The 10031-nt window shown below is 53.6% G+C and carries 11 protein-coding genes; 6 read left to right on the top strand and 5 right to left on the bottom strand.

Going from position 1 to position 10031, the window contains the following annotated elements:
• From ACPGUT_RS11150 to ACPGUT_RS11135, 4 genes are all read right to left on the bottom strand, one after another.
• On the bottom strand, positions 1 to 563 hold a 563-nt coding region (locus ACPGUT_RS11150; RefSeq protein WP_423991368.1), incomplete at its 3' end, for an MATE family efflux transporter.
• Positions 560 to 1153 carry a helix-turn-helix domain-containing protein gene (locus ACPGUT_RS11145; RefSeq protein ID WP_423991366.1) on the bottom strand — a complete coding sequence of 198 codons (594 nt, stop codon included), beginning with the start codon at positions 1151 to 1153 and terminating at the stop codon, positions 560 to 562. The genes ACPGUT_RS11150 and ACPGUT_RS11145, both read right to left, overlap by 4 nt.
• Before the next feature lies 1 nt (position 1154).
• On the bottom strand, positions 1155 to 2120 hold the full coding sequence (locus ACPGUT_RS11140; protein ID WP_423991364.1) for an isopenicillin N synthase family dioxygenase: 966 nt from the start codon (positions 2118 to 2120) through the stop codon (positions 1155 to 1157).
• 66 nt (positions 2121 to 2186) lie between these two features.
• Positions 2187 to 2765 carry a carboxymuconolactone decarboxylase family protein gene (locus ACPGUT_RS11135; protein ID WP_423991362.1) on the bottom strand — a complete coding sequence of 193 codons (579 nt, stop codon included), beginning with the start codon at positions 2763 to 2765 and terminating at the stop codon, positions 2187 to 2189.
• A gap of 294 nt (positions 2766 to 3059) precedes the next feature.
• On the opposite strand from ACPGUT_RS11135, the gene ACPGUT_RS11130 reads away from it, so the two are divergent.
• The 4 genes from ACPGUT_RS11130 (at position 3060) to ACPGUT_RS11115 (ending at position 7765) form a co-directional block, all read left to right on the top strand.
• Complete coding sequence (locus ACPGUT_RS11130) at positions 3060 to 3713, top strand: protein-L-isoaspartate O-methyltransferase family protein (RefSeq protein ID WP_423991360.1); 654 nt, start codon at positions 3060 to 3062, stop codon at positions 3711 to 3713.
• A gap of 108 nt (positions 3714 to 3821) precedes the next feature.
• The gene (locus ACPGUT_RS11125) at positions 3822 to 5210 is read left to right on the top strand and encodes a TolC family outer membrane protein (protein WP_423991358.1); all 1389 of its coding nucleotides are present in this window, start codon (positions 3822 to 3824) and stop codon (positions 5208 to 5210) included.
• A 148-nt stretch (positions 5211 to 5358) separates the two neighbouring features.
• Positions 5359 to 7110: a hypothetical protein gene (locus ACPGUT_RS11120; RefSeq protein ID WP_423991356.1), complete on the top strand. Its 1752-nt coding sequence runs from the start codon at positions 5359 to 5361 to the stop codon at positions 7108 to 7110.
• 88 nt (positions 7111 to 7198) lie between these two features.
• Positions 7199 to 7765 (top strand): cobalamin biosynthesis protein CobQ, encoded by a 567-nt coding sequence (locus tag ACPGUT_RS11115; protein ID WP_423991354.1) that lies wholly within the window; start codon positions 7199 to 7201, stop codon positions 7763 to 7765.
• A 66-nt stretch (positions 7766 to 7831) separates the two neighbouring features.
• On the opposite strand, the gene ACPGUT_RS11110 is transcribed toward ACPGUT_RS11115, so the two are convergent.
• Positions 7832 to 8146: a DUF6280 family protein gene (locus ACPGUT_RS11110; RefSeq protein ID WP_423991352.1), complete on the bottom strand. Its 315-nt coding sequence runs from the start codon at positions 8144 to 8146 to the stop codon at positions 7832 to 7834.
• 217 nt (positions 8147 to 8363) lie between these two features.
• On the opposite strand from ACPGUT_RS11110, the gene efp reads away from it, so the two are divergent.
• Positions 8364 to 8927 (top strand): elongation factor P, encoded by a 564-nt coding sequence (gene efp, locus ACPGUT_RS11105; protein ID WP_423991350.1) that lies wholly within the window; start codon positions 8364 to 8366, stop codon positions 8925 to 8927.
• A gap of 120 nt (positions 8928 to 9047) precedes the next feature.
• Entirely contained in the window at positions 9048 to 9989 is a 942-nt protein-coding gene (locus ACPGUT_RS11100; protein WP_423991348.1) for a hypothetical protein, read from the top strand.
• The last annotated feature ends 42 nt before the right edge of the window (positions 9990 to 10031 follow it).

The following is a 10031-nucleotide window of genomic DNA, read 5'->3' as shown; positions in this document are numbered from 1 at the left end:
CAGACGGTGATCAGAAAATGGCAGCATAATTGCCCCACGCTTTGGGGTACTCTCCGCTGCAAGGTGACAGAATCCCCGCGTGCCTGCAGGATACCGTTGCCGCCATAGGCCAAAAGAAAGCCGGGCAGGGCAAAGATAAGCCATGTAAAATACTGTGTGCCTGCGTCGCGGTATCCGCCTGGCTCAGACACCAGCGCGATCAAAAGCGGACCAAACCAGATGGCTGCAATCATCAAGCCAAGTGAGGCAATCGCACCGTAACTTATGCCCTGGGCCGCAAGCGCGCGGGCCTCAGCGCTTTCGCGACGACCGCGGGCATTTCCAACCAAGGCCCCCATCGCAGAACCAAGCCCGAAACCAACGGCCATGGTGATGAAAAATGCTTGAAATCCAATGGCCAATCCGGCCTGGGCTTCGGTCGAGATTAAGCCAGCGAACCAGATATCAACAACGTTATAAAGCGTGCTGAACACCATACCAATCGCGGCAGGCACGGCCAAGGCGCGAAAATGCCCGGCAATGGATCCCTCGGTCAGATCAATTTCCCGGTCCGGTGCGCTCATCGGCGTTCCGCCTGAACGGTCAAAAAGGTGAATGTATCGCTAAGGACCTCTACAAAACCATGGCTCAGCTCGGCATCAATGGACAGACTGTCCCCCGGATATAGGGTGAAATCTTCAGCGCCATATCGATAGACCGCTTCACCGTCCAGCACCTGAATATATACGACACCATGGCCGACATAGGTGGGGGGCTGTGCGTCCTGGCGGATCAGGGTGACGCGGCGGGCTTCAAACTGCAGATCGCGCCGGGAATGGACCGCAAGATTAATGAATTCATGGCTGTGGCCCTGGGAAATACGGTTGGATTTTAAGCCTTCGCCCGCCCGCACCAGCGTATAATCCGTATGCCCGCTGGCGGTTTCGCGAAACAGGCTGACCAGAGGGACGTCAAGCGCGGAGGACAGTGCACAAAGAGAACCGATCGAAGGGGACACCTGACCATTTTCAATGCGGCTGACCATCGCAGCGGATATCCCGGCGTTGGTCGCAAGCTGGCTTGCAGACCATCCCTGCGCCCGGCGCAGCTGTCGCAGGGCCGCACCGATTGCATGGTCAATCCCGGTTTCTTCGCGCGCGCTTCCTGTGCTCATCTCAGCCTTTCTTATGGGCGAAGGCCCTGGCGAACCGCCAGTTCAGATAATCGCCACATGTGATGGGGTCTTCTTTCGGGCTATAGTCCGATCCAAAGACATCTTTTGCATCAATCATCGTTTCAGGATTTGGGTCATAAGCCAAGACCAGAGACAGGCGTTCTTTGCCAGAACTGTTCACAACCCGGTGTGGGGTGGATTTATACGCGCCATCTGTCCAGCGACTCAGAAGATCCGCAACATTGACAATCAACGTGCCTTCAATCGGTGGCGCTTGGATCCATTCGCCATCAATATTTTCCACCTGAAGCCCGCCAACACTGTCCTGACACAGCACCGTCAGAACGCCAAAATCAGTATGAGGCCCAACACCAAACTGATCCTTGCCCGCATTTTCATCCTGTGCCGGGTAATAAACAAAGGAATTTCGCGACAAAGGGGCGTCATTGCTGCGCAGGAAGAAATCCTGATCCAGCCCAAGCCCCAAAGCAAACCCCTGCATCAGATGTTCCGCAACCCCATGGGCCGCTGTGAAATACTGCATGCACAGATCCTGAAGTTCCGGCATCGCCGCAGGCCATTGATTGTGGCCGCGCAGTTCATGGGCGTCGGGTAAAGTACCTGCATCATTCTGGTATCCCCAGACGAAACTTTCTTTCAGATCCGCCTTGGCATCATCTTGCATCTTTGCGCCACCCTGGGGCAGCCAGCCGCGGTGGCTTGCATCAATACGCACGTCTTCTTTGCTTGCTTCATCGGATCGGAAAAAGTCAAACGCACCGGCCCGGACCGCGTCGATAAGGTCTTCAGGAATGCCGTGCCCTTTGATGTAGATAAACCCAAGACCGGTATTGGCCGCATGAAGGGCCTTGGCCACGCCCATCGGGTCACTGCCATCACGCAAGGCCGTAATATCCACGACCGGAATAACATTGCTTTCAACCTGTTTTGCTTCTGCGTAACCCATGCGGGCCTCCTGTTGAATTGGATGCATTTAATTGCAGCCTATGCAAATAAATGCATTTATAGCAAGTTAATCTTTCGCGTAATAGCCGACGGTATCCCCATCCGTGGTCACACCAAGGCCATTCAATAGGCGATTGGCATAGTTGAAATATCCAATGATTTGATTGGCTTCCAAGATTTCACCATCTGGCACACCAGCGTTCTTAAGATCGGTCACATCCTGTTTTTCCATCTTGCCGGGATGTAGGGTTAGTTTTTCCGTATAGCGCAACAAGGCCAGCTGCTGGCCCTCAAAAGCGTCTTCCGGACGGCTGGCTTTCAAGGCGGCCTCGATCTGATCCGCGCGGGTATCATCTCCGATCAGGTGGCGGGCATTGGACCAGTGATTTGCATAGGAATATGGGCAGGTGTTCAGGGTGGAGACATAGGAACTAATCACCTCCTGAAACCACATGGGAATGGTATTGCTGTCGTCATGCAGGCAGGCGCGGTACAAAACAACATGACCATTCATCGTCTGTGGACGTAGGGAATGCACGCGCATTACATTGTCGACGGTGCCATGTGGTGTCCGTGCAAAATCAAGCGCGTCTTTAAGTGGGGCATCGGCGTTTTCATCCGAAATCATTTCGATCCATGCAGACATGAGGGCTCCTATTTAATCGGCGGCGCTGTGGGATGTGGGCTAACCAGGGGCTTGGTCAACGTTAAATGTCCCGCCGTTGTTCACATTCAGTGAAATGGAAAGTTAACTTAAATGCAATTTATTTATTCTGACGCTGCAATTCCGGCCATGCACGCTTCAACTGGTTTGCAGGGCAACATCTGAAATATAGCCTGAACGTCTAGACAAATGTGTCTGCGTCGGGGTGCAGCGTATTGCCCCTTGGGATGTGATATGGCAAGACTGATGTAACGAAACCAAACGAATGAGTTTAGTATGTCAGATTATGCCTCCCGCCGGTTAATGATGGTCGATACGCAGGTTCGCCCGTCTGATGTTACAAAATTCCCAATTATTGATGCGATGTTGAAAGTGGAACGCGAAAATTACGTTCCCGAAGGGCAGCGCGATGCGGCCTATGCAGATCGCGAAGTTATCCTTGCTCCAAAACGTGTTGTCACAGAACCGCGCACCTTTGCAAAGATGTTAGATGCTCTGAATATTCAGCCGGATGAACTGGTGTTGAACATCGGCTGTGGGCTGGGCTATTCGGCCGCAGTTCTGGCGCGTCTTTCAGATGCTGTGGTCGCGGTTGAGGAAATCGACGGCATGGCAGACGAAGCGCAATCCATGCTAAGTTCCGCAGGTGTTGATAATGCCGCTGTAATCGCCGGGCCTCTGACAGAGGGTGCAGGCAAACATGGCCCTTATGATGTGATCCTGATCGAAGGTGGTATTGAAACGTTTTCCGATGCGCTGACCGAACAGCTGGCAGAAGGGGGGCGGATTGCCGCAATCTTTATGCGAGGGGCTTTGGGTGTGATGCGTGTGGGGCACAAGGCCGATGGCAAAATAGCCTGGCGTGACTCCTTTAACGCGACAGCGCCGGTTCTGCCGGGCTTTGAAGCCCAATCCGGGTTTTCTCTTTAAATATGCACCTGGGGATGTGCAGATGTGCAAGTTTACCCCAGGGGCACAAAATGACAGTAACCAGTTTAATGAAAACAAAGTATAAATAGTTGATACGGGAGACAGGATTTGACCTACGCACTACGCAGGCTGAAGCTTTCAGCAATTACGGCTTTTTCACTTTTTGTATCACCTGTTTCGCTTCAGGCTGAGACCCTCGCAGATGCGCTGGTGTCTGCATATGAAAACTCAGGTCTTCTGCTGCAGAACCGGGCGGTGCTGCGTGCCGCAGACGAAGGTGTCGCGCAGGCGGTTGCATCCCTGCGCCCAACCTTGACTTATATTCTGCAAAGCACCCGTCAGCATGTGAACAATGTGCCCGTGGGGGACTTCACTGAATCTGCGACGCTGCAACTGCGGCTTCCGATCTATCAGTTTGGCCGGGGTCGCCTGGCGATTGAAGCGCAGAAAGAAACCGTTCTGGCGACGCGTGATGCGCTGGTTTCTGTGGAACAACAGGTGCTTTTGCGCGCCATTCAGGCCTATATGAACGTGCGCCGCGATGCGCAGTTTGTAGACCTCAGCCACAACAATGTGCGTTTGATCACCGAAGAATTGCGTGCTGCGCGGGATCGGTTCGAAGTGGGTGAAATCACCCGTACGGATGTCTCCCTTGCTGAGGCGCGTCTTGCATCCGCCCGTGCCACACTTGCAGCCCGCGAAGGCAATTTTCAGGTGTCGCGTGAAGAATACCGCGCCGCGATTGGCGATTACCCAGGCCAACTGGCAACGCCGCCTCGCGCGCCTTCTGTTGCCTCTTCCGTACAGGCCGCACAAAATCTAGCGGTTCAAAACCATCCCGACCTAAAGCGTGCGCAGCGTGACGTGACCGTGGCGGAAATGAATATCGCCATTACGGAACGCCAGATGTTGCCAACTGTCAGCGCGACTGCAAATGGTGTGCTGGGTGAAAACGGCAGTCAAAGCGGCACCTTGGGCCTGCAGATCACCGGCCCGATCTATCAGGGCGGCCAGTTGAAATCTCTGCAACGTCAGGCCATGGCACAGCGCGATGCGTCCCGTGCCCTGCTGTTGATCGCCGGGCAGACTGTGCAGCAGAATGTCGGCAACGCCTGGTCACAGCTCAGCGTGTCTCATGCGCAGATTCAGGCCAGCAATCGCGCGATTTCCGCATCTCGTGCCGCCTGGGAAGGTGTCCGCGAAGAAGCCCGCCTTGGCGCGCGCACCACGCTGGATGTGCTGAACGCGGAACAGGATCTTCTGGATGCGCGTTCCAATCTTGTGTCCGCCCAAAGCGATTCACAGGTGGCTGCCTATAATCTGCTGGCCTCTATGGGCCTTCTGACCGTGGAACATCTGAACCTTGGTGTGCAGACCTATGATCCGGCTGATTACTATGCTGCGGTGTCCGGCGCACCAGCCCGCCGGGCCACCAGCGAACAGGGCGAACGTCTTGATGCTCTGCTGCGTTCAATCGCTGGCGGCAACGGAAACTAATCCGATTTCCCCCCTATCGGGTCATGCCGACAGGGGGGATTTCCTGAGCGGTTAGAATTTTACCTGTCTGTTGTGTGAGCGTGCCTCAACGCGTATATTCATGGCCACAGTTGTGTTGATTTACATGAAGTAACTACAGGATCAGACCATGTCAGAACCCGTTTCAAAGGCCGAAGTCGAGGATGTTCTTTCCTCCATCCGGAAGCTTGTGACAGATGAACCTGTGCAGGCTGAACCCAGACCTGCGACCCCCGCACAACCCGTTCTGGTTGCGGCGACTGACCCAGTAAACACTGACTTTTCAGATACATCTGTAACGCCGTCCTCTGACGAACAGACATCTGTTGCACCGGCACATTCCAGCTGGAACAGCCGGTTTGTCCTGATGCCCGAAAACCGTGTGGAAGCCGCGTCAACTGATGTGGACACAGCGACTGCCGCGACGGAACTGCATGTAGAATCACCAGCCGCTGCACTGGAACCATCCGCCGCTGATATCCCTCCTGTTGTGGCAAATTTGAACGAAACAAGCCCGACAGTCACTGACGTTGAAGCAGAAATGTCAGAGGAGAGCTTGGATAACGATACACTTACAACTGACACGCCAGGGGCCGTTCTTGATTTTGCGCAGCTCGCCGAGGCACCGATTACAGATTTCGTAGAAGCTGAAAGCCCGGCCGAGGTGAATGAATTGCAGCGCCTTGAAGATCGCGTCGCACATATGGAAACCGCGATTTCCGCCCAGGACGCGGAATGGGAACCCGATGGATCAGAAACCGACGAACTGGCCGGAACGTCAATGCCCGAATTTGTCGATACGCCAGCGACTGCTGCTCCAGAGGTCTATGTTCTTGGTGCAAGCGAAGCTGTTCCACCCGCTGTAGTACCTGCCCAGCCCGCCGAGGATGAGCCGACTATTGCGGAAAACCTTTCAACTGAAGCTGCCGACATGGAAACGCCGACTGCATCGGAACCGCTTGTGTTGGTTGCCGCAGAGGCCGTCCCGCAGGCGGATATCATCCTTGAGGCGGGATCAATCAGTTCTGAAGAACTCGAAGGCGCTGCCGTCGCGAAAGACAATGCAAATGATCCTGCTGCTGCTGCGTCTGAAGCAGACATTGAAACTTCTGGCGAAATCGAAAGCCAGGTCCAGGGGTTTAATCCAGAAGAATTGATCACAGAAGAACAGGTCGCGGCGGATATCGAGGCGGCTTTGCAAATGGATCTGATGGCGCGGGAAGAAACAGGACCCGAAGCCGAAACGACACTGGATGAAACGCACGACGCCGAAGCGACAGTAGAAACCGTTGCTGAAACTGCAGCACAAATCGAAGAACCACAGGTTGAAGATACTGCGATTGCAGAAACACCAGACGAAATCGCCGAAGTGGAACTGGTCGCTGAAATCGATCCGGTTGTGGATGATGCCGTTGAGGGTTCTGAAACGGAAAGCACCGCGACCGTGACCGTGACCGTGTCAGAGACGCCTGACGCTCTTTCAGAAGACCAAGGCGCCGTGGAACAAATCATCCAAGAGGTTGTCCTAGACGAAGTTATCTCCGAGATCGCAGTTGCTGCCCCGGAAACAACAGACGCAGCGGTTTCTGACACAGCAGATATGCCATCCTCCGAAGACACTGCGGTTGAGGCAATTGTCGCGACCAGCGTTTCTGACGATGAAAATCAAGAGGATCCCCCTGCTGAAGCGGAAGAAGTTGAGACTGAAGCGCCCGCAACTGATGCGTCCAGCCTTCTGATGGATGAAGAACGCCTGCGGGAAATTGTGTCCGATGTTGTTCGCGAAGAATTGCGCGGCGCACTTGGCGAACGGATCACACGGAATATGCGTAAAATGGTACGTCGTGAAATTCACCGCACGGTCACGGCCCGCGACGTTTGATCCACGCTGGCATTAGGCGCATGCGCCGTTTACATTCTGCAAAACCCCGCTCAGGATAGTCTGGCGGGGTTTTCTTTTGGGGGGCGCAATGAACACACCGACACATCTGCTGATCGGGCTTGCCACCTGCGGCAAAGCACATGCGCCCCGGGTAAATCTGGCGGCGGGGCTGGGGGCGCTTGCGCCCGATATCTCGCTGTATCTGCTGACCATACATGCGATCTGGTGGCAGGGCATCACGCCCCAGGTGGTGTTTGATGAATATTACTTCTCAGAGACCTGGCAGAGTGTCTTTCAGGTGGATAACAGTTTTATCCTCTGGGGGCTTTTGCTGGGGTTCGCATTCTGGCGGGGACCGGTCTGGCTGCGGGCGTTTTCTGGGGCCGGGGTTCTGCATCTTTGCTTTGATTTCCCGTTTCATAACGATGACGCCCGGGCACAGTTCTGGCCGTTCAGCGACTGGGTCTTTCACAGTCCGCTCAGCTACTGGGATGTGGATCACCACGGAGGCGTTGTTGCCCTAGTAGAAATCGCGCTGGTGATTGCCCTGATGGTGATCTTATGGCGACGTCACAAAGGGGCAGGGGCGCGTGTGACCCTGTGCTTGACCGGGGCCAGTGTCATTCTGCCGGCCCTGATATTCAGCGCTTTGTAGACAAAGAAAACGCGCCCGTCACAGGCGCGTTTCATAAAACTGTCAACAGCAGGAGGTATTCAGCAATTAAGCTGCTTCGGCCTGTTGGTTGCGGCGTTCACTTTCTTCACGGGAAAGGGCCACAGACGTGCGCACACCTTTTTCAACGAATTCCATCAACCCGCCGACAACGCGTTCGTTTGGATCGATGCCCGCGCAGGAAAGAACTTCCCGGCCGTCACGTGAACGTGCCCAGCGTGCAATTTGTTCAGGACCATTACCGTACTTTTTATCGTCGGCGATGGCGTCGTCCAGTGCAGCCAGAACAACAGCAGCAAAGAGCTTCTTTGCCCGGTTGCCCTGCTCGTTGTTAAATGCTGAACCATCAACGAAATCTAGCATCTCGCCGTCCTCTTTCTATTTTGCTCTTGCGCTTTGAAGCGTGACGCTCAATATGAACTATTCTGAGCGATTCGGTGTTGCCAAATTTGTATACCTGCCATGCGCCTGGTGCATGGCTTAACAATCAGCTCACACCAGCGCGCTCGATCTTGTCAGCTCCGGATGAGATATATATAGGTTCAAACCAGCTTCGATCAAGATTTATCAGGAATTTACCATGCCCAAGATCAACGGAAATGAAATTCGTCCAGGAAATGTTCTGGAACATAACGATGGTCTGTGGGCCGCTGTAAAGGTGGATCACGTGAAACCTGGCAAGGGCGGGGCCTTTGCCCAGGTGGAACTGAAGAACCTGCGCAACGGGTCCAAACTGAACGAACGGTTCCGGTCTGCGGACAAAGTAGAACGCGTGCGTCTGGAACAGAAAGACCAGACCTTCCTGTATGAAAACGACGGGATGCTCGTGTTCATGGACACAGAAACTTATGAACAAATTGAACTGCCGTCAGATATTCTGGGCGAACGTCGCCCGTTCCTGCAGGATGGCATGACAGCCGTGATCGAATACCACGAAGAGGAAGCCCTGTCGGCGTCCCTGCCGCAGAAAGTCACCTGCAAAGTGGTCGAAACAGAACCTGTGATCAAAGGTCAGACCGCAGCCAACAGCTTTAAGCCAGCGATCCTGGACAACGGCGTGAAAGTCATGGTGCCACCTTTCGTAGGCCAGGACGAAGACATCGTGGTGAACACCGAAACCATGGAATATTCAGAACGCGCATAGCCGTTCTGTTTCCTATGCTAATAAAAAGCGCCTGTATGGGCGTTTTTTATTTCCTGATTGTTCGTAATACGTATAGAATATATCTTTGTTAATGTGAGTTTTTTCGTTCTGGAGGGTGTTTTGGGGGCAGGTTTATTAGCGTTGATTATTGCAGGGGGGTTCGCAGGTCTTGTGGATCTGTTTGAGCGCTCCGACGAAGATGTAAATGCCGAAGATGCTGGAAACGGTTCCGTGCCTGATACCCCAGAACCCGAACTCAATAAACTTATGTTTAATGGAGATGACGAACTTTACGGCACTGAAGAAGATGATCTGCTTGAAAGCCAAAACTCGGCGTTCAACCCGACATCGCCGGATTCGGTTGCTCCTCACTCGCCAAAATCTGTTTTCTTGGGCGGCGGAGACGATGTGGCAATGTTGGGAGCATGGGATTATGTTGAGGAAATCCATGGTGGTGATGGAAACGACAAAATCATAGGTGCATTTCCGTCGAAGATATTTGGTGATGCCGGGGATGATACGCTCAAAGGCGGGCAGGGTGACGAGCTATACGGTGGTGTGGGGAATGACCTGATTGAATATCACATTTCGTCTAGAGCCCCGGACAATGGTCTTGTGTCTGGCGGTGACGGTAACGATACTATTCAGATATTCAGCGATTTTGGAACTGGAAATACGTCCGAGGATCTGACCGTCACAGTTGGGGGACAGGAAGGCGAGGATCAATTTGACATCAACCTACATCTGTCCAATGGCAATGGCGGCTCTGCTTCCGATACCCCCGCTATTGATGATGGTGACCTCTTCCGGATTACGGATTTCAACCCAGATGAGGACAGCCTGAAAGTCACGATTAGCCGAATGGGTGGCTCTGAAGATCGTGAGATGACTTCTGCAGAGATCACTCATGAGTCTGTAGAAGAAAATGGTGTGATGCAGGAATACACACGTCTTACGATGGAATTTGAATCTGGGACAGATGTTCCGGGGGCGGTCGTTAGCGTTCTTTTTGATGGCAATATTGACTTGACGACGGATGAAATTTCTATCGAGAACGTCTAAGGTGCTGACGTTGTTTGTTCAGTCTGTCTGTCCGCCGAAACT

This window comes from Halocynthiibacter sp. (genome assembly GCF_049608145.1).
In the GTDB taxonomy this organism is placed as follows: Bacteria; Pseudomonadota; Alphaproteobacteria; order Rhodobacterales; family Rhodobacteraceae; genus Halocynthiibacter.
Note: the sequence above shows the minus strand (reverse complement) of the source record. Positions and strands in the feature narration are given on the sequence as shown.